This is a genomic window from Candidatus Nanopelagicales bacterium, from assembly GCA_041393815.1.
GTDB lineage: Bacteria > Actinomycetota > Actinomycetes > S36-B12 > JAWKJK01 > JAWKJK01.
Window position 1 is genome coordinate 955719 of record JAWKJK010000001.1, and the last position, 17437, is coordinate 973155.

Annotated in this window: 20 protein-coding genes and 1 riboswitch; of the genes, 9 read left to right on the top strand and 11 right to left on the bottom strand. The window is 75.2% G+C overall.

Annotated elements, in window-relative coordinates; translation table 11 throughout:
• Positions 1 to 2: 2 nt before the first annotated feature.
• From R2737_04335 to R2737_04350, 4 genes are read right to left on the bottom strand one after another with little or no spacing between them, the layout of a single operon-like run.
• Entirely contained in the window at positions 3 to 1643 is a 1641-nt protein-coding gene (locus R2737_04335; GenBank protein ID MEZ5115477.1) for an ATP-binding cassette domain-containing protein, read from the bottom strand.
• A complete protein-coding gene (locus R2737_04340) occupies positions 1640 to 2812 on the bottom strand; it encodes an energy-coupling factor transporter transmembrane component T (protein MEZ5115478.1) in 1173 nt (390 codons plus the stop codon). Before R2737_04340 ends, R2737_04335 begins: the two co-directional genes overlap by 4 nt.
• On the bottom strand, positions 2809 to 3513 hold the full coding sequence (locus R2737_04345) for an SCO2322 family protein (GenBank protein MEZ5115479.1): 705 nt from the start codon (positions 3511 to 3513) through the stop codon (positions 2809 to 2811). The genes R2737_04340 and R2737_04345 overlap by 4 nt, the downstream gene beginning before the upstream one ends.
• Positions 3514 to 3548: 35 nt before the next feature.
• Positions 3549 to 4715 carry a prenyltransferase/squalene oxidase repeat-containing protein gene (locus R2737_04350; protein MEZ5115480.1) on the bottom strand — a complete coding sequence of 389 codons (1167 nt, stop codon included), beginning with the start codon at positions 4713 to 4715 and terminating at the stop codon, positions 3549 to 3551.
• Positions 4716 to 4814: 99 nt separating this feature from the next.
• Positions 4815 to 4900: riboswitch (cobalamin riboswitch) on the bottom strand.
• Between the two features lie 77 nt (positions 4901 to 4977).
• Here R2737_04350 and R2737_04355 point away from each other — a divergent pair.
• Positions 4978 to 5196, top strand: a complete 219-nt coding sequence (locus tag R2737_04355) for a hypothetical protein (GenBank protein ID MEZ5115481.1) — start codon at positions 4978 to 4980, stop codon at positions 5194 to 5196.
• A 67-nt stretch (positions 5197 to 5263) separates the two neighbouring features.
• On the opposite strand, the gene R2737_04360 is transcribed toward R2737_04355, so the two are convergent.
• Positions 5264 to 6262 (bottom strand): aldo/keto reductase family protein, encoded by a 999-nt coding sequence (locus R2737_04360; GenBank protein ID MEZ5115482.1) that lies wholly within the window; start codon positions 6260 to 6262, stop codon positions 5264 to 5266.
• 42 nt (positions 6263 to 6304) lie between these two features.
• Positions 6305 to 6934, bottom strand: coding sequence for a DUF3043 domain-containing protein (locus R2737_04365; protein ID MEZ5115483.1), 630 nt, complete (start codon positions 6932 to 6934; stop codon positions 6305 to 6307).
• 98 nt (positions 6935 to 7032) lie between these two features.
• Here R2737_04365 and R2737_04370 point away from each other — a divergent pair, with 98 nt between their 5' ends.
• The 4 genes from R2737_04370 (at position 7033) to R2737_04385 (ending at position 9672) form a co-directional block, all read left to right on the top strand.
• Positions 7033 to 7821, top strand: a complete 789-nt coding sequence (locus tag R2737_04370; protein ID MEZ5115484.1) for a PspA/IM30 family protein — start codon at positions 7033 to 7035, stop codon at positions 7819 to 7821.
• A 9-nt stretch (positions 7822 to 7830) separates the two neighbouring features.
• Positions 7831 to 8109, top strand: a complete 279-nt coding sequence (locus R2737_04375) for a hypothetical protein (GenBank protein ID MEZ5115485.1) — start codon at positions 7831 to 7833, stop codon at positions 8107 to 8109.
• A 75-nt stretch (positions 8110 to 8184) separates the two neighbouring features.
• Positions 8185 to 9090, top strand: a complete 906-nt coding sequence (gene htpX / locus R2737_04380; GenBank protein MEZ5115486.1) for a zinc metalloprotease HtpX — start codon at positions 8185 to 8187, stop codon at positions 9088 to 9090.
• A gap of 6 nt (positions 9091 to 9096) precedes the next feature.
• Positions 9097 to 9672, top strand: a complete 576-nt coding sequence (locus R2737_04385) for a hypothetical protein (GenBank protein MEZ5115487.1) — start codon at positions 9097 to 9099, stop codon at positions 9670 to 9672.
• Between the two features lie 120 nt (positions 9673 to 9792).
• Here the strand turns inward: R2737_04385 and R2737_04390 are convergent, their stop codons facing one another.
• From R2737_04390 to R2737_04400, 3 genes are all read right to left on the bottom strand, one after another.
• A complete protein-coding gene (locus R2737_04390) occupies positions 9793 to 10377 on the bottom strand; it encodes a hypothetical protein (GenBank protein MEZ5115488.1) in 585 nt (194 codons plus the stop codon).
• A 286-nt stretch (positions 10378 to 10663) separates the two neighbouring features.
• Positions 10664 to 11851 (bottom strand): quinolinate synthase NadA, encoded by a 1188-nt coding sequence (gene nadA / locus R2737_04395; protein ID MEZ5115489.1) that lies wholly within the window; start codon positions 11849 to 11851, stop codon positions 10664 to 10666.
• Positions 11852 to 11881: 30 nt separating this feature from the next.
• A complete protein-coding gene (locus R2737_04400) occupies positions 11882 to 12397 on the bottom strand; it encodes a DUF6790 family protein (GenBank protein MEZ5115490.1) in 516 nt (171 codons plus the stop codon).
• Positions 12398 to 12478: 81 nt separating this feature from the next.
• Between R2737_04400 and R2737_04405 the strand changes: the two genes are divergently transcribed.
• The 4 genes from R2737_04405 (at position 12479) to aat (ending at position 16015) form a co-directional block, all read left to right on the top strand.
• Positions 12479 to 13633 carry a glycerate kinase gene (locus tag R2737_04405; protein MEZ5115491.1) on the top strand — a complete coding sequence of 385 codons (1155 nt, stop codon included), beginning with the start codon at positions 12479 to 12481 and terminating at the stop codon, positions 13631 to 13633.
• 178 nt (positions 13634 to 13811) lie between these two features.
• On the top strand, positions 13812 to 14171 hold the full coding sequence (gene erpA / locus R2737_04410) for an iron-sulfur cluster insertion protein ErpA (GenBank protein ID MEZ5115492.1): 360 nt from the start codon (positions 13812 to 13814) through the stop codon (positions 14169 to 14171).
• Between the two features lie 115 nt (positions 14172 to 14286).
• Positions 14287 to 15276 (top strand): carbohydrate kinase family protein, encoded by a 990-nt coding sequence (locus R2737_04415; protein MEZ5115493.1) that lies wholly within the window; start codon positions 14287 to 14289, stop codon positions 15274 to 15276.
• A gap of 25 nt (positions 15277 to 15301) precedes the next feature.
• Positions 15302 to 16015, top strand: a complete 714-nt coding sequence (gene aat / locus R2737_04420; protein MEZ5115494.1) for a leucyl/phenylalanyl-tRNA--protein transferase — start codon at positions 15302 to 15304, stop codon at positions 16013 to 16015.
• Here the strand turns inward: aat and R2737_04425 are convergent.
• Together R2737_04425 and R2737_04430 are read right to left on the bottom strand one after the other, a co-directional pair.
• Positions 15982 to 16266: a sulfurtransferase TusA family protein gene (locus R2737_04425; protein ID MEZ5115495.1), complete on the bottom strand. Its 285-nt coding sequence runs from the start codon at positions 16264 to 16266 to the stop codon at positions 15982 to 15984. The two genes, aat and R2737_04425, sit on opposite strands and share 34 nt — an antisense overlap.
• Entirely contained in the window at positions 16263 to 17429 is a 1167-nt protein-coding gene (locus tag R2737_04430) for an aminotransferase class V-fold PLP-dependent enzyme (GenBank protein ID MEZ5115496.1), read from the bottom strand. The genes R2737_04425 and R2737_04430 overlap by 4 nt, the downstream gene beginning before the upstream one ends.
• Positions 17430 to 17437 lie beyond the last annotated feature (8 nt).

A 17437-nucleotide genomic window follows, 5' to 3' on the forward strand; every position in this document is an offset into this window, starting at 1 on the left:
CGTCACCGGGTGCCCGCCAGCGCGTCGGCGACGGCGGAGACCGTCAGCCAGGGCTCGGGCGCCAGCACCTTGGCCACCTGGGGGGCGAACATGGGCGAGGACACCACGACCTCGGCGGTGGCGCCGTCGGCGACCACCTCGCCCTCCGCGAGCACGACCACCCGCGTCGCGACCTCGGCCACGAGCTCCACGTCGTGGGTCGCGAGCACGACCGCGTGCCCGCGGGTCGCGAGGGCCCGCAGCGCGTCCACCAGCCGGGACTTGGCGCTGTAGTCCAGGCCCCGGGTGGGCTCGTCGAGCAGCAGCAGGGGCGGCTCGCCGGCGAGCACCACGGACAGCGCGAGCGCGAGCCGCTGGCCCTCGGACAGGTCCCGCGGGTGCTGGTCGTCGTCGACCTCCGGCGCCAGCAGGGCCAGCAGCGCCCGGGTGGTGCCGGTCGGCACGCCCGCGTCCCGGTCGGCGGCGCGGCACTCCTCGGCGACGCGGTCCGCGTAGAGCAGGTCCGTCGGGTCCTGCGGGACCAGGCCGACGCTGCGCACCAGCTCCGGACCGGACAGCGAGGCCGGCTCGCGGCCGCCGACGCTCACCCGCCCGGAGGAGGGCCGGCGCAGCCCCACGAGGGCCGAGAGCAGGGTCGACTTGCCCGCGCCGTTGCGGCCCATGACCGCCACGACCTCCCCGGCGCGCACGTCCAGCGACGCCTCCCGCAGGGCCACCAGGTCGCCGTACCGGACCACGAGCCGGTCGGTGGCCGCGACCGGTCCGGCTGCGGGCGCCTCGCCGGGGACGCTGCCCGGATCGGGGTCGGCCGCCGCCGGGGCGACCGCGTCGGCCAGCGCGGCTCGCAGGTCGCCCGCGGCCCGGCGGGCGTCGCGTACCGACAGCGGCAGCGGCGTCCAGCCGAGCAGCCGGCCGAGCTGCACGACCGGCGGCGCCACCGGCGCATCCCGCATGACCGCCTCGGGGTCGCCGACGACCAGCGGCGCGCCCCCGCCCGGCACGACGACGACGCGGTCGGCGTACTGCACCACTCGCTCGAGCCGGTGCTCGGCCAGCAGGACCGTCATCCCGAGGTCGTGCACCAGCCGCTGCAGCGCTGCCAGCACCTCCTCGGCCGCACCGGGGTCCAGCGCGCTGGTCGGCTCGTCCAGGACGAGCACCCGCGGGTGGCTGGTGAGCACCGCACCGATCGCGACCCGCTGCCGCTGGCCGCCGGACAGCGACAGCAGCGGGCGGTCGCGCAGGTCGGCCAGGCCGAGCAGGTCCAGCGTCTCCTCCACCCGGCGGCGCATGACCGCGGGCGCGACGCCGAGGCTCTCCATGCCGTACGCGAGCTCGTCCTCCACGACGTCGGTGACGAACGCGCTCATCGGGTCCTGGGGCACGACGCCCACGAGGTCGGCCAGCTCGCGGGGCGGGTGGGTGGCGGTGTCCCGACCGCCGACCGTGACCCGGCCGGTCAGCGTGCCGCCGGTGAAGTGGGGGACCAGGCCGTTCACGGCGCCGAGGAGGGTGGACTTGCCGCTGCCCGTGCGGCCCACGACCAGCACCAGCTCGCCCTCGGGCACGTGCAGGTCGACGTCGCGCAGGACCGGCGCGGACGCGTCCGGGTACGTGATCGACACGCGGTCGAAGGTGATCACGCGGCGACCTCCTCGAGCGGGGTGGACCGGTCCGGCCGCGCAGCACCGGCACGTGCCAGCGGGCGGGGGACCGGGGGAGCGACCAGGGCGGGTAGCAGGGCCACGAGCACGGCCAGTGTGGGGACGGCCGGCAGCGTCGGCCACGCCGGGGGGTCGACCGGGCCGACCAGCCCGGGGACGGCGGCCACCGCGGCCGCGACCAGCACCGCGGCCGGCACGACACCGGACGCGGACACCAGCCACTCCGGCAGCCGCCACGGGTCGGGGCGGTAGCGGGTGCGGACCGATCGCCGGCCGGACAGCCCGACCCCGACGACCGCGGCGGTCAGCCCGACCAGCAGCGCCGGCAGTCCGAGCACGCCGGGCGACCCGGCGTCGAGCAGCCCGTAGACCCCCAGGCACACCCCGAGCAGGCCGCCGAGCACCAGGGCCTGCGTCACCCGGCGGGTGCGCCGCGGCACCGCGGCCGTCCGGCCGTAGCCGCGGGAGTCCATCGCCGCGGCCAAGGTCACCGACCGCTCCAGCGCCCCCTCGAACACCGGGACCGCGGCGCCGGCGATGCCGCGCACGCCGGAGGTGGGCCTCCCGCGCAGCCGCCGCGCGGTGCGCACCCGTCCGACGTCGGCGACCAGCTGCGGGGCGAACGTCATCGCCACCACGACCGCCACGCCGACCTCGTACAGCGCGGCGGGCAGGGACTTGAGCAGCCGGCTCGGCGAGGCCAGCGAGTTCGCCGCGCCGACGCAGGCCAGCAGGGTGGCCAGCCGCATGCCGTCGTACAGCGCGAACAGCAGCGACTCCAGCGTCACGTCCCCGCCGAGCCGCACCCCCGCGGCCCAGTCGGGCAGCGACACCGACGGCAGGCTGAGCAGCACGGTGTCGCCGCTCGGGGCTCCCAGCAGGACCTGGAACAGCACCCGGATCGCAATGACCACCAGGCCCAGGCGCAGGAACAGCGCGAACGAGCGCGACCACGGGGCATCCGGCCGACGCGCGGCCACGACGACTCCCGCGACCGCGACGATCAGCGCGAGCAGCAGCGGGTTGGTGGTGCGGCTGGCGGCGGTGGCCAGCCCCAGCGCCCACAGCCACCAGGCGCCGGCGTGCAGCCAGCGGGGGAGGCGGTGCGCGGTCCCGGTGCGGGGGAGAGCCGCGGGTCGCGCGGTCACGTCGACCGCCGGGCCCGGGTCAGGCCCACCGCGACCGCCGCCAGCGCGGCGACGGCGGCGACGCCGAGGACGAGCGGCAGCGGTGAGCCCGAGTCGCCCGCGCTCGTCGGCGCCGCCGCGTCCGCCGTGCTGGACGACGCCGGTGCGGCCGCACCGGTCGTACCCGCTGCGGCGGGCGCGTCCTCGACCAGGACCGCGCACTCGCCGGCCGGGTAACCGTCGATGCCGCACACCAGGCCGTTCTCGATCCGTACGTCGGCGACGGCGCGCAGCAACTCCCCGCCGTCGGCGTCCGGCTCGGCGACGACGCAGACCGTCCGCGCTGGTCCGGGCGCCTGGCCCGGCGGTGCGGCCTCCGGGACGCCGGGGTCCAGCACCATGGCGACGCGCTTGCGGCCCGCCTCCGCCGGCGATCCCGCGCAGGCCGCCTCGAACGCGTCGGCCGGGTCCTGCCGCGGGGCGTCGGTCACCGAACCGGCCTCGGTGGTGACCGCGAAGCGCCAGCCCTCCACCGACCCGTCCGGCGGGGTGCGGAACGCCGGACCGCTGGACGCGAACACCCACTCCCCGTCCGCCACCGTCCAGTAGGTCCAGTAGCGGTACGCGGCCGCCTCGGCGGCCGGCGCGGCCATGACCGCGCCGACCAGCACGGCGCAGACCAGTCCCGCCAGCGCGGGGAGCGCGGCACGCGGGATGGTCATCGGATCGGTCCGGTCGGGTCCGTGGGCGTGGCCGGCTAGGGCCGCTCGGTGGCGCGCAGCCGCGCGACCAGGTCGGTGCCGCCGAAGCGCCGCGGGTTCACCCCCGTGGCCCGGGCCACCAGCAGCAGGGTGCCGAGCGCCGCCGGCCGGTCCCGCCCGGAGTCGTCCACGACGTACGCGTTCACGTTGCGCTGCAGGGCCGTCGTCGCGGTCCGCACCGCCGAGCGGCCCCACCCGGCGCCCACCAGGGCCAGCACCGCGGTGGCGGTGGCGTTCCAGTCGTCGCCGGGCCCGAACGCGTTCGGCAGCCGCCCGTCCCGACCCAGGGCGCGGGCCAGGAAGCCGGACGCCGCGGCCGTCATCGTCAGGGGACGCGTCTGCCGCCCGTTCGAGCAGCGCATCGTCGGGCTGGTCGCCGACGGGGTGCGGCGGGCCACCGGGAGCCCCGTCACCGAGCCCAGCAGGCCCTGCGTGGTGGCAAACCCGTTGGCCTGCAACGGCTTCTGGTACGACAGCGCCCCGCGGTCCGCGGTCTTCGCGGGGCAGCGCAGCTGCAGCGACGACACCAGGGTGACGCCCGTGCGCCGCTGCGCGCTGCGCACGGTCCGCGGGTTGATGCCGACCGTGCGCAGCGCGGCCATCACCAGGCCCGTGGAGTTCGCGTCGGAGGGTGCGCCGGTGACGTAGCCCCAACCGCCGTCGGTGTTCTGGGCGCGACGCAGCCAGCCGATCGCCCGCGCGGCCTCCGCCCGCCGGCCGACCCGGTGCAGTGCCATCGCCGCGGTCGCGGTCGAGTTCGTGTCCTCGCCGGTGAACGCGCTGACGTCCGTGGGGGAGCAGAACGCCCCGCCACCTGCGCGGTACGCCTGGAACCCGCCGTCCGGGCACTGCTGGCCCAGCAGCCAGGAGACCGCCGACGCCGGGACCCGGCTGCCGACGGCCCGCAGGCCGAGGATCGCGGTCGCCTGCCGGTAGACCCCGTCGTAGGTGGGGTCCTGGACCCCGTACAGGCCTGAGCTGGCGGTGGCGGCCGGCCGGACCGTCGGGGCCATGGCGGGCACGGTGGTGGGGGAGGCGGGCGTGGCGGAGGCGGCCGGGAGCCCGGCGGCGAGGGTGGTGGCCGCGGTGACCGCGGCGGCGAGGGCGGTGAGCGCGCGACGACGCCCCGCGCTCCGGCTCGAGGTGGTCCTCGAGGTGATCATGGGTACCCCAGGTGGTGAGCGGTCCTACAGAGGGAGCCGTGGGTGGGTACCCGCGCCCCGTCCCGCAGACCTCGACGGATGGAGCCGCTCGCGTCCGCCAGGTGCTCCGGCTCGCCGCGGGACGGACCATCGGTCCGCGCGGCCTACGGTTGCGGGTCAGCGCCGGGATTCGACCGGCTTCCCCTGGACTCGGGCGCGTCGATTCAGTTGTGCGCCTGGCAGGCTATCGCCCGCGCGGGGGCATCCGGAACGGGAGGTCGCGGTGGACTGGACCTGGCGGTACGAGCGCGCGGACGGCACGGTCGTGACCGACCTGCCCGAGGCCGCGGTGACGGAGGGCTTCCCCAACCAGAGCGAGGCCGAGTCCTGGGTCGGCGAGACCTGGCGGGACCTGCTCGACGGCGGCGTCGACGCCGTCACCCTGCTGGAGGGCGACCGGGTCGTCTACGGCCCGATGAGCCTGCACCCGCCGCAGGCCTGACCGGGGCGTCGGCCTACGGCCGCTGTGCCCCTTGGGCGGCCTACGGCCGCTGTGCCCCTTGGGCGGCCTACGGCCGCTGTGGGGGCGAGACGGTCTTCGCCGGGTCGCGCTCCACCACCGGGTCCAGCGCCTCATCGATCGCCGCCAGCGCCTCCGGCGGCAGGCTGACCCCGGCGGCCCGGACGTTCTCGGTGACCTGCTCCGGCCGGGACGCCCCGATGATCGCCGCGGAGACGTTGGGGTTCTGCAGCACCCAGGCCACCGCCAGCTGGGACATGGTCAGGTCCAGGTCCGCCGCGATCGGCCGCAGCAGTTCCACGCGCTCCAGCACCTCGTCGCGCAGCCAGCCCTGGATGAAGTTGGCGCCCTCACCGCCCGAGGCGCGCGAGCCCTCCGGGTGCGGCTGCCCGGGCCGGTACTTGCCGGTGAGCACCCCCTGGGCGATCGGGGACCACACGATCTGGCCGACGCCGAGCTCCTCGCTGGTGGGGACCACCTCGGCCTCGATCACCCGCCACAGCATCGAGTACTGCGGCTGGTTGGACACCAGCCGGTCGAACCCCATCGAGTCGGCGATGTCGACCGCGGCCCGGATCTGCTCGGCGGTCCACTCGGAGACGCCGACGTAGAGCACCTTGCCCTGCCGGACCAGGTCGTCGAAGGCCCGCATCGTCTCTTCGAGCGGCGTCTCGTAGTCGAACCGGTGCGCCTGGTACAGGTCGACGTAGTCGACGCCCAGCCGGCGCAGCGAGCCGTGGCAGCCCTCGATGATGTGCTTGCGGGACAGGCCCCGGTCGTTGCGGCCCGGGCCGACCGGCCAGTACACCTTCGTGAAGATCTCCAGGCCCTCGCGCCGCTGCCCGCGCAGCGCCCGGCCGAGCACTTCCTCGGCCTGCGTGCCGGCGTACACGTCCGCGGTGTCGAAGGTGGTGATGCCGCCGTCGAGCGCGGCATGGACGCACGCCCGGGCGGCGTCCTCCGCCACCTGGCTGGCGTGCGTGATCCAGTTGCCGTACGCGATCTCGCTGATCTTCAGGCCGCTGCGGCCGAGGGCGCGGTGCTCCATGCCGACGACCCTACGGCCGCACGGGTGGATGCGCCGCCCGGGTCAGCGCCGCGGCTTCTTGGGGGCGACCGGCTTGCCGCCGGCCTTGACCTTCGGCGGGGGGAGCCGCAGGCGGCGGATCTGCAGGCAGCGCAGCACCGCGTAGAACGTGGTGCCCTTGCGGTCGGCCTTGTCCGGCCACTGCTGCTTGAGGGCCCGCTGCAGCCGCCACATCAGGTAGACGGTGTCGAGGATGATCAGCGCGGTCATCGCGAACCAGGTCAGCGACACGGCCACCTGCAGCTGCGGGTTCTGCACGAACCCGAGCAGGAGCACGCCGAGGGCGATGAAGACGAAGTACTCGGCCAGCGTGCGCCTGCTGTCGATGAAGTCGCGGACGAAGGCCCGGACCGGGCCCTGGTCCCGCGGGGGCAGCGAGCGCTCGTCGCCGGCCAGCAGCCCCGCGCGCTGCTCGGCGCGCGCCTGGCGGTCCCGCTCCCGGGCCGCCTTGCGGGCGGCCTTGGGGTCGGACGGGATCTTCAGCGACTGCTTGCGGGCGGCCTCGGCGTCGCGCCGGGACGGCGTCGGCCGCCCCTTGGTCGCCTTCGGGTCGGGGGCCTCGTCGGCGCCGGGCGTGGCGGCGGCGCCGGCCTTCGCGGCAGCGTCATCGGAGGAGGAACGTCGGAACACCATGGTGGGCGGAAGCCTAACCCGGGGGAAGGGTCGCCCCCGGCGGCACGGGCACCCTAGGCTCGTCCCCAGGAACCGGGTCCCCGAGAAGGAGCGAACGGATGGGTCTCTGGCAGCGCTTCACCATGATCTTCAAGGCGAAGGCCAACAAGGCCCTCGACAAGGCGGAGGACCCGCGCGAGACGCTGGACTACTCGTACGAGAAGCAGCTGGAGCTGCTGCAGAAGGTCCGGCGCGGTGTGGCCGACGTGGCCACCAGCCGCAAGCGGCTGGAGCTGCAGATGCAGGGCCTGCAGCAGCAGTCCGACAAGCTCGAGGGGCAGGCGCGCGCCGCGCTGGCCGGCGGCCGCGAGGACCTGGCCCGCGAGGCCCTGACCCGCCGCAGCGGCCTGCAGCAGCAGATCGGCGACCTGCAGGTGCAGTTCGCCCAGCTGCAGGACCAGGAGGAGAAGCTCACCCAGGCCTCCCAGCGGCTGCAGGCCAAGGTCGAGGCGTTCCGGACGAAGAAGGAGACCATCAAGGCCACCTACTCCGCGGCCGAGGCGCAGACCAAGATCAACGAGGCCTTCTCGGGGATCTCCGAGGAGATGGGCGACGTCGGGCTGGCGATCCAGCGGGCCGAGGACAAGACCGCGCAGATGCAGGCACGCGCCGGCGCCATCGACGAGCTTCTCGCATCCGGCGCGCTGGACGACCAGAGCGGGCTCACCAAGGACAACCTGACGCTGGAGCTGGAGCGGATGGCCAGCTCCACCGACGTCGACTCCCAGCTGGCGGCACTCAAGGCCGAGGTCACCGGGGCCCCCGCGGCGCCCGCGATCGAGTCCACTCCCGCGCCGGCCGCGCCGGCCGAGTCCGCCACCACCACCGAGCAGCAGCCGAACGCCTGAGGGGTCGTCATGATCGTGCGCATCCAGGGCGAGGGGCAGTTCCGGCTGCCCGACGAGACCCTCGACGAGATCAACGTGCTGGACGCGGCGCTGGAGGCGGCGCTGGAACAGACCGACGAGGCCGTGTTCGCCGCGGCGCTCGACGCCCTGCTCGACCGGGTCCGCGTGGTCGGCGTGGCCCTGGACCCCGAGGAGATCGTGGAGAGCGACGTCATCCTCCCGGCGGCCGACGCCACCGAGGAGGAGGTGCGGTCGATGCTGACCGAGGAGGGCCTGCTCCCCGGCTGACCGGGTCGACCGGCCGGTCGCGCGGACCGGCCGGTCCGCGGAGGCGCCCGGGTCCCGCCCGGGTGAGAATGAGGCATGGCCAGGACGAGGTACGCGCCCGACCGCGGGCTGACGGTGCGCATGGTCGGGACGATGTTCGGTCTCGGTGTGCTGTACGTCATCTTCGCGGCGGTGCTGCTGGCGCTGGGCGTGTCCGCGGTCTTCGTGCTCGTGATCTCCGCGGGCATGCTGTTCTTCCAGTGGTGGTTCTCCGACTCGCTGGCGATGCGGTCGATGAGGGCGGTGGTCGTCACCCCGGAGCAGGCACCGCAGCTGCACGGGCTGGTCGACCGCCTGGTCGCGCTGGCGGACATGGAGAAGCCGCGGGTGGCGATCGCCGACACCGACGTCCCCAACGCGTTCGCGACCGGGCGCAGCCACAAGCGCGCCGTGGTCGTGGTCACCACCGGGCTGCTGAAGCGGCTGGACCGCGACGAGCTCGAGGGCGTCCTCGCGCACGAGCTGTCCCACGTGGCGCACCGCGACGTGACCGTGATGACCATCGCCTCGTTCGCCGCGATCGTGGCCGGCGTGCTGGCCCGGACCCTGATGTGGGGCGGGCTGTTCCGCGACCGGCGCGACCAGAACACCGCGCTGGTGTTCCTGGTCGTGCTCGCGGTGACCGCGGTCGTCTACGTCCTGTCCTTCCTGCTGACCCGGGCGCTGTCGCGCTACCGGGAGCTGGGTGCGGACCGGGGCGCCGCGCTGCTCACGGGCCGGCCGACCGCCCTCGCCTCGGCGCTGCAGAAGGTCACCGGCGAGGTCGCCCGGATCCCGACGAAGGACCTGCGCGCGATGGAGCCGGTGAGCGCCTTCGCCTTCGCGCCCGCCCTGGGTGCCGGCCGCGGGGTGGACCTGGCCCACCTGTTCTCGTCCCACCCTCCGCTGGAGCGCCGGCTCGAGCAGCTGGCCCAGATCTCCGCCCAGCTCGGGCAGCGGTAGCCGGCGGTGGGCTTCCTCGACGGCATCCTCGGCCGCCGCAAGGCGGTGGCACCGGACCTGGACTCGCTGTTCGCGCTGCCCGCGGCGGCGCTGACCCTGCAGGCGGCGCTGGACCTGGTCCCGACCGGGCGCGGCGCGGTGGCCTTCCGGGTGGCCGAGGGCCGCGCGTTCGCCGACGTGGAGGCGGAGGTCCGCGGCCTGCTGGAGGCCGGGGGAGGGCCGCCGGTCGAGGTCGCCGGCGACGAGTTCGGCTTCACCTGGCTGGTCGTGCGGACCGAACCGGCGGACCTGCCGAAGGTGGTCACCGACCTGCACGCGGTGAACATCACCCTGCAGGAGCACGGGTTCGGTCCGCTGCTGCTGTGCTCCCTGGTGTCGTTCCGTGGTCCCTCCGACCGCCCGGTCGCGCTGGTGTACCTGTACAAGCAGGGCACCTTCTACCCGTTCGCGCCTGCCGCCGACGGGTCGCAGAACCGCGACAACGTGTACGAGCTGCAGGTGCGCGACACCCTCGGGAGCGACCTGCGGGTGGAACCGGAGCTGTCCCGCTGGTTCGCCCTCTGGGGCGCCCCCGGCCTCTAGCCCCCAGTTCCCTCACACGTGTGGTGCCGCTTTCGTGAGCCCTGGCTCACGAAAGCGGCACCACAGCAGGAACGCCCGCCCCCCGGACCCAGGGAGCGGGCGTTCCAGGAACTCTGTGGATCAGGGCGTCGGCAGCGGGTACACCTTCCCGTTCACCCTGCTTCCGGCGAAGACGTCCACGGTGTCCTTGCCGGCGCCGGTCACGACCTTGTCCGCGTCGCCGTTGCCCCAGATGCTGTCGTCACCCGAGCCCCCGAACAGCGCGTCGACCTTCGAGCCGCCGTAGATCGCGTCGTTGCCGCCGAGGCCGTAGATCCGGTTGGGGACGCTGTCCAGCCCGCAGATCGTGTCGTTGCCCCGGTAGCCGTGGATGACCACCTGGACGAGGGTCACTCCCTCCGGGAGCGGCGCAGGAGCAGCCACGATCACGTCGTCGCCCTGGGTGCCGCGGATCCGCAGGACGGCCGTCTTGTCGTCCCGGACCACGACCCGTGACGTCACCCCTCCGGAGGAGGAAAGCGCTGCCGGACAGGGGGTGGCACTGGTCACGACGGCGACGGTGTTCCTGACCGGCTTCGGGGGCTTGTGGGGCTTGGGGCCATTCGGCTTGGCCAGGGCGGGTGAGGCGGCGGCGAGCAGGCCGGCCGCCAGCCCGACGGCGACGGTCGCCGCGAAGGCGCGCCTCGTGGTCGTGGTCCTCGTCATCGTGATTCCCTCACTCCTCACCGGTCGGCCCGAGCAGGCCCGGCGCGGACGGCGGAGCCCCGCGCACGTCTCATGCGTCCCGTACGCCTCCACGGTGTCACGCGGACACGGCCCCGCGCAGCGGACCACCGGCCCCTCCCGCCGGAGTTGGCCCGATCGGGTGACCCCACGCGCCAGTGGAACGTACGACCAGCGCGGAGCCCGTGGCGAGTGGCGGGGCGTTCCACCGGGGGTGACGGGTGGGGCCGGTGAGCCCCGTGGTTCGGGTGGGTGCGCGGGGTCGCACTCAGTCCTTGGCGCCGACGCCGGGGAGGGCGAGCATCCGGTCCAGCGCGACCTTGGCCCAGTGCGCGACCTCGGGGTCCACGCTGATCCGGTTGACGACGCGGCCGTCGACCAGTCCCTCCAGGGCCCACACCAGGTGCGGCAGGTCGATCCGGTTCATCGTGGAGCAGAAGCACACGGTGTCGTCGAGGTAGGTGATCTGCTGGTCCGGGTGCTGCAGCGCCAGCCGCTTCACCAGGTTGAGCTCGGTGCCGATCGCCCAGGCCGTGCCGGGCTCCGCCTCCGCCACGGCCTTGATGATGAACTCGGTCGACCCCACCAGGTCGGCCTTGGTGACGACCTCGTACTGGCACTCCGGGTGCACCAGGACCTTCACCCCGGGGATCCGCTCGCGGACCTGGTCGACGTTGTGCGGGGTGAACCGCCCGTGCACCGAGCAGTGCCCGCGCCACAGGATGACCTTCGCGGCCCGCAGCTGCTCCGGCGTGAGGCCGCCGGACGGCTTGTGCGGGTCGTACAGCACGCAGTCGTCCAGGGACAGCCCCAGCTGCAGCACGGCGGTGTTGCGGCCCAGGTGCTGGTCGGGCAGGAACAGCACCTTCTCGCCCTGGGTGAACGCCCACTCCAGCGAGCGCTGAGCGTTGGACGAGGTGCACACGGCGCCGTCGTGCTTTCCGACGAACGCCTTGATGTCGGCCGAGGAGTTCATGTACGTGATCGGGACGGTGACGTCGGCGACTCCCGCGTCGGTGAGGACGTCCCACGCGTCCTCGACCTGCGCAATGGCGGCCATGTCCGCCATCGAGCAGCCGGCGGCGAGGTCGGGCAGGACGACCTGCTGGTGGTCGCCGGTGAGGATGTCCGCGCTCTCGGCCATGAAGTGGACGCCGCAGAAGACGACGTACTCCGCCTCGGGGTGCGCGGCGGCCTGCTGCGCCAGCTTGAAGGAGTCGCCGGTGGTGTCGGCGAACTGGATGACCTCGTCGCGCTGGTAGTGGTGACCGAGGATGTAGACCCGCTCGCCGAGGGCCGCCTTCGCGGCCGCGGCCCGGGCCACCAGGTCCGGGTCGGATGCCGCCGGGAGGTCGCCCGGGCACTCCACGCCGCGCTCGCTGTCCGGGTCGGACCGGTGTCCGAGCAGCAGCAGCGCCAGGGGGGTCGGCTCCGGCTCGACGAACGTGTGGCTCATACCGGGCAGTCTCGCATGCGACGGCCACCCTCACATCGGCGCGAGCCCGGCCGACGACAGCCCCCAGACCGCCATCCAGAACAGCACCGCCGCGTACACCAGGGGCATGCCGATCGACAGCAGCGGGTTGCGGGTGTAGGCGGCGCCCTTGCGGCGCCGGTCGAGCACGTGGACGAGCGTCGCCCCGGCCATGTACGTGCCCATCGTCACCAGGACCGCGACCTGGGCGCCGACCCCCCAGTCGAGCAGCCCGGTGAGGACCGCGGCGACCGCGATGGCGAGGTTGGCGAACCCGACCTCCCACATCCACGACGGGTCGGGGGTGGCGAAGCCCAAGCGGGCCGAGTCGCCCCGCCAGAGCAGCACGTGCCGCACGAACCCGGCCACGGTCGGACCGCCCACGCCGAGCAGGACGGCCCACTCCAGCGAGGGCGGATCCAGCAGGCCGGTGAGGAAGAAGCCGACGCCCGCGACGGCGTACGACACCCCCATCAGCAGGGCGGACCAGTGCTGCTGCCGGGCCACACCGGCGTCGACGGTCGTCATGCCGCCATCGTCCTGCCACGGGGTCGGCCGTCGCGCGGTGACGAGGCGGTCCCCACGAACGGCCTCGGCTACCGTCCGGGGATGCGCGTCGTGGTGGCCCCGGACAAGTTCGCCGGGACCCTGTCCGCAGACGAGGCCGCGCGGGCGATCGCGGCCGGGTGGCACCGGACCGCCCCCGACGACGAGGTCGACCTGGTGCCCCTGTCCGACGGCGGCCCGGGGTTCGTCGAGGTCCTGCACACCGCGCTGGGCGGCGAATGGGCGGAGGTCTTCGTCACCGGGCCGCTCGGGGAGCCGGTGCCCGCCCGGGTGCTGCTCGTCCCCGGGGACGGGGGGCCGACCGGGTACGTCGAGTCCGCCCAGGCCTGCGGGCTGCACCTGCTCGCGCCCGACCGCCGGGACCCGACGCGGACGACCACCTACGGAGTGGGCGAGCTGGTCGCCGCCGTGGTCGACGCGGGCGCCCGCCGCGTCGTGGTGGGCCTCGGCGGCTCCGGTACGAACGACGGGGGCGCCGGGATGCTGGCCGCCCTCGGCGCCACCGCCCGCTCCGGCGACGGTGCCGACGCGACGGCCCTGCTCGCGCGGGGCGGCCGCGCGCTCCGCGAGGTCGCCTCCGTCGACCTGGGACCCGCGCGCGAGCGGCTGCGCGGGGTCGGGCTGGTGGCCGCGACCGACGTCGACGTGCCGCTGCTGGGGCTGCGCGGCGCTGCGAACGGCTTCGCCCGGCAGAAGGGCGCGGACGACGCGGCGGTGATGGCGCTCGAGGGTGCCTTGGAGGGCTGGGCGCGCGCCGTCGGGCGCACGGCCGACGGCAAGGATCCGGCCGTCGCGCTGGGCGCGGGCGCCGCCGGGGGCCTGGGCTACGCGCTGCTCGCCCTGGGAGCCACCCGGGTCCCCGGCGCGGAGACCGTCCTGCGCACCGTGCGGCTGGCGGAGCGGGTGGCCGTCGCCGACCTGCTCGTCACCGGCGAGGGGGCATTCGACTGGCAGTCGCTGCGCGGCAAGGTCGTGGCGGGGGCGGCCGCGGCCGCACTGGCCAGCGCCCGGCCGGTCGTGGTGCTCGCCGGCCGGGTCGAGGTGGGCCGCCGGGAGTACGTCGCGATCGGGGTCACCTCGGCCTACGGCGTCGTCGACCCCGAGGAGCCGGAGGCGGCCGGACCGGACCCCAGCGCCGACCACGCCGCCCGGCTGGCGGACCTCGCCGCCCGGGTGGCGAGGTCCTGGTCGGCGTGACCGGCGCGCGGGGTCACCGCTCGCCGCCCGAGTCGGGGCTGTGTCACCATGGGGCAGCACGAGGGACGTTCGGAATGCGACGAGGGCCGCGCCGGTTGTAGCCAGCATCGGCCCGTGCGCCCAGACCGGGACCCTCGGGCACGGCCAGGATCCGTCCGACATCGATGGGGAGCACCGCATGACCGCAGACACGACCGCCAGCGAGACCCAGACCAGTGGGGTCGTCCTCACCGACACGGCGGCCGCGAAGGTCAAGGGCCTGCTCGACACCGAGGGCCGCGACGACCTCGCGCTGCGCGTGGCCGTGCAGCCCGGCGGCTGCTCCGGCCTGCGCTACCAGCTGTTCTTCGACGACCGCAGCCTCGACGGCGACACCCGGCTGGACTTTTCCGGCGTCGCGGTCGTCGTCGACCGGATGAGCGCCCCGTACCTCACCGGCGCCGTCATCGACTTCGTCGACACCATCGAGAAGCAGGGCTTCACGATCGACAACCCCAACGCGACCGGCTCCTGCGCCTGCGGCGACTCGTTCCACTGAACCTCCGCTGATCCCGCTACCGAAGGCGGCCGCCCCTCCGGGTCGGCCGCCTTCGGCGCGTCCGGGCGCCGGTATCCTCAGCGCGCCCGTCCGCCCCGTACCGGAAGGCCAGACCGTGCGCCTGTGCGTCACCGGCTCGATCGCGACCGACCACCTCATGACCTTCCCGGGGCGGTTCTCCGACTCCCTGGTCGCGGACAAGCTGGACAAGGTCAGCCTGTCGTTCCTGGTCGAGGAGCTGGAGATCCGCCGCGGCGGGGTCGCGGCCAACATCGCGTTCGGGCTCGGCTGCCTCGGGCTGCGGCCGGTCCTGGTCGGTGCGGTCGGGCCCGACTTCGCCGACTACCGGTCGTGGCTGGAGCGGCACGGCGTCGACACCGACTCGGTCCACGTGTCCGACGTGCGGCACACCGCCCGGTTCGTGTGCACCACCGACGAGGAGCAGAACCAGATCGCGTCGTTCTACCCCGGCGCGATGAGCGAGGCCCGGGACATCGAGCTCAAGCCCGTCGCCGACCGCCTCGGCGGCGGCCTGGACCTGGTCGTGATCGGCCCGAACGACCCCGAGGCGATGATGCGGCACACCGACGAGTGCCGCTTCCGCGAGTACCCGTTCGCCGCGGACCCCTCCCAGCAGCTGGCCCGGATGGACGGTGCGGAGATCCGGCTGCTCATCGACGGCGCGGCGTACCTGTTCACCAACGAGTACGAGGCAGCGCTCACCGAGCACAAGACCGGCTGGTCGTCCGAGCAGATCGCCCGCCGGGTCGAGTGCCGCGTGACGACGCTGGGGCCCGACGGTGCCCGGGTCGAGCGCCGCGGCGAGCCGCCGCTGGTCGTCCCCTGCCCGGAGGAGGAGCTCAAGGCCGACCCGACGGGGGTGGGGGATGCGTTCCGCGCGGGCTTCCTCGCCGGCGTGGCGTGGGGCCTGTCCGACGAGCGGTCCGCCCAGATCGGCTCGCTGGTGGCGACGTACGTGATCGAGACGGTGGGCACCCAGGAGTACGAGCTGGCCCAGAAGCACTTCCTGGAGCGGGTCGGGCGCACCTACGGCGACGACGCCGCCGCGGACGTCGAGCCGCACCTGGCCTGCCCGCGGCCCTGACGCCCCGCGCGACCCGACCGCTGCCGTGCCGGCGCTCCCGCCGCCCACCGCCTGGGCCCTGCCGGACCCGGCGGACGCGGAGCCGGGCGAGGAGCTGCTGGCCGTCGGCGCGGACCTCGAACCCGGGACCCTGCTGGCCGCGTACGCCCGCGGGCTGTTCCCGATGGACGTCGGGCGGCGCGGCCCGGTGGGCTGGTGGTCGCCGGACCCGCGCGGCGTCGTGCCGCTGACGCAGTTCCGTCCCAGCCGCTCGCTGCGCCGGTCGATGCGTCGGTACGACGTCACCGTGGACACCGACTTCGCGGGGGTGGTCGCCGGCTGCGCGGACCCCGGGCGCCCGCACGGGTGGATCACGCCGGCGTTCGCCGCCGCGTACGGCGAGCTGCACCGGCTCGGGTGGGCGCACTCCGTCGAGGTCCGGGACGACGACGGCCGGCTCGTGGGCGGGTTGTACGGCGTGGAGGTCGGGGGCCTGTTCGCGGCCGAGTCGAAGTTCCACCGGGCGACCGACGCGTCGAAGGTCGCGCTCGCCGCCCTGGTGGCGGTGATGGCCGGGGCGGGGGATCCCGCGGACCGGGTCCTGGACGTGCAGTGGGTCACCCCGCACCTGGCCTCGCTGGGCGCGGTCGCGATTCCGCGACCGGAGTACCTGCGACGGCTCGCGGTGGCCCTGCGGCTGCCTCCGGCGGTGGCCGGTCTCGCCGGTCAGGGGGCACCCGGGGGGAGCCGGACCAGGTAGGCGGTGCCCGGGCCGCCGTCGCGCGGCGCAGTCGTGCCGAGCAGCTCGGCCCCCTTCAGCCGGCACCACGCCGGGACGTCGGCCTGCGCGCCCGGGTCATCGGCGACGAGGGCGACGACGCTGCCCGGCGGGTAGGCGCGGCGGGCCCGCGCCAGCGTGACGATCGGGATCGGGCAGCGCTGGCCGCGCTGGTCCAACCAGGCGACCGGCCGGTCGCCGGCCGTCGGGCCGCCCGCCGGGGAGTCGGTCACGGGACACCTCCGGGGTCGATGCTGGCGCGGACCTCCGCGACCACGCGCGGCAGGACGTGGATGAGCCGGTCGACGGTCTCGACCGGGCAGCCGTGGGGGAGGGACACCCGTAGGTTCCCCTGGGTGAGCGCCCCCATCGCGGCCAGCACGTGGCTGGGCCGGCGGGTGTCGGAGACGCAGGCCGACCCGCTGGTCACGGCCAGCCCCTCGCGGTCCAGCGCCAGGACCAGCGACTCGCCGTCGGCGTACAGCACGGAGAACGTGACCAGGTGGGGGAGGCGGTGGACGGGGTCGCCCAGCAGGTCCACGTCGTCGATCGCGGCCGGGACCGCCGACCGGAGCCGGTCCACCAGCGCGGACAGCCGGGCGGACTCGGCGTCGCGGTCGCGATCGACGTCCTCCAGTGCCGCCGCTGCGGCGACGATCAGCGGCACGGGCGCGAACCCGGGCACCCGACCGCCCTCCCGCTCGTCCGCGGTGCCGTCGGCCCGCCACCGGACCCCGGTGCGTACGGCCAGCACGCCCACGCCGGGCGGCCCGCCCCACAGCCGCGCGGACGCGGTCAGGGCGGACCAGCCCGCGGCGACCGGGACCCGGCCGACGGCCTGACCGGCGTCGACCAGCAGCGGCACCCCGCGCTCCCCGAGGAGGCCGCCCACCTCCGCCACCGGCTGGGTGGTCCCGACCTCATGGTTGGCCTGCTGCAGGCACGCGGCCGCGGTGCCCTCCCCGCAGGCGTCGACGAACGCGTCGGCGTCCACCCGGCCGAGGCGGTCCACGCCGACCGTGGCCACCTCGCCGCCTGCCGCCGCGTGGACGTCGGCGGCCCGCAGCACCGCGGAGTGCTCCACGGCGGACACCACCAGGCGCCGGCCGGCCCTGATCCGGCCCCGCAGCAGCCCCTCCACGCCGCGGTGGATCGCCTCGGTGCCCGAGGCGGTGAAGCTGACCTCGTCGGGCCGGGCACCGATCCGGGCCGCCACCGACTCGCGGGCGGCGTCGAGCAGGGCCCGGGCCCGCCGGGCGTCCCGGTAGAGGCGGGCCGGGTCGGCCCAGCCGGCATCCAGTGCGGCCAGTAGTGCGTCCCGCCCCGCGGGACGCATCGGCTGTCCGGAGGCGGCGTCCAGGAAGCCGTCCGGGGCCGCGAACCGGGGGTCCGACATGCCCCGAA

Bases quoted from the DNA above. Each gene is read 5' to 3' on its own strand.
- R2737_04370 (MEZ5115484.1), top strand. From the start codon at position 7,033: ATGGGTCTCTGGCAGCGCTTCACCATGATCTTCAAGGCGAAGGCCAAC.
- R2737_04375 (MEZ5115485.1), top strand. From the start codon at position 7,831: ATGATCGTGCGCATCCAGGGCGAGGGGCAGTTCCGGCTGCCCGACGAG.
- htpX (MEZ5115486.1), top strand. From the start codon at position 8,185: ATGGCCAGGACGAGGTACGCGCCCGACCGCGGGCTGACGGTGCGCATG.
- R2737_04400 (MEZ5115490.1), bottom strand. From the start codon at position 12,397: ATGACGACCGTCGACGCCGGTGTGGCCCGGCAGCAGCACTGGTCCGCC.
- R2737_04345 (MEZ5115479.1), bottom strand. From the start codon at position 3,513: ATGACCATCCCGCGTGCCGCGCTCCCCGCGCTGGCGGGACTGGTCTGC.
- erpA (MEZ5115492.1), top strand. From the start codon at position 13,812: ATGACCGCAGACACGACCGCCAGCGAGACCCAGACCAGTGGGGTCGTC.
- R2737_04365 (MEZ5115483.1), bottom strand. From the start codon at position 6,934: ATGGTGTTCCGACGTTCCTCCTCCGATGACGCTGCCGCGAAGGCCGGC.
- R2737_04430 (MEZ5115496.1), bottom strand. From the start codon at position 17,429: ATGTCGGACCCCCGGTTCGCGGCCCCGGACGGCTTCCTGGACGCCGCC.
- R2737_04405 (MEZ5115491.1), top strand. From the start codon at position 12,479: ATGCGCGTCGTGGTGGCCCCGGACAAGTTCGCCGGGACCCTGTCCGCA.
- R2737_04350 (MEZ5115480.1), bottom strand. From the start codon at position 4,715: ATGATCACCTCGAGGACCACCTCGAGCCGGAGCGCGGGGCGTCGTCGC.
- R2737_04360 (MEZ5115482.1), bottom strand. From the start codon at position 6,262: ATGGAGCACCGCGCCCTCGGCCGCAGCGGCCTGAAGATCAGCGAGATC.
- nadA (MEZ5115489.1), bottom strand. From the start codon at position 11,851: ATGAGCCACACGTTCGTCGAGCCGGAGCCGACCCCCCTGGCGCTGCTG.
- R2737_04390 (MEZ5115488.1), bottom strand. From the start codon at position 10,377: ATGACGAGGACCACGACCACGAGGCGCGCCTTCGCGGCGACCGTCGCC.